The 489-nt window shown below is 53.2% G+C and carries 1 pseudogene; it reads left to right on the top strand.

The features are described from left to right. Positions 1–489: pseudogene (locus tag Q1A54_RS20315) on the top strand (hypothetical protein); the annotation flags it as partial.

Below are 489 nucleotides of genomic sequence, written 5' to 3'. Positions count from 1 at the left end.
CTTCCAGACCAGTACCATCTTTACAGGCCTTGCTTCCGGCGACTATACCTTGACGGCCCGCGATATCAACGGCTGTATGGTTACCACTTCGGTTACCGTAGGGCAGCAGTCGCTGACCAATTTCACCGCCACACCGGCTGCCTCTACTTGCGGTAACCCGAACGGTACGGTGACGATCTCTGCTGTCGTAGGTGGTGTTGGTGAACTGGAGTACAGCAAGGACGGTCAGACTTACCAAGCTTCACATATACTCACCGGTTTTATCGCCGGTTCGCATACGGTGTGGGTGAGAGACGAAAGAGGCTGTACCTTCAGCAAACAGGTAACCATCACCAACACGCCGGGCCCTACTGACTTTGCAGTGGAGCTAAAGGCTACTACCTGCGGTGACAGTAACGGCGAAATCAAGGTGACGGGTGTGACGTCTTCAGGTAACCGAAGTTTTGAATACGCTATCAATGGGGGAGATTTCCAGACAGGCAATACCTT

The organism is uncultured Pontibacter sp., from assembly GCF_947502515.1.
GTDB lineage: Bacteria > Bacteroidota > Bacteroidia > Cytophagales > Hymenobacteraceae > Pontibacter.
Note: the sequence above shows the minus strand (reverse complement) of the source record. Positions and strands in the feature narration are given on the sequence as shown.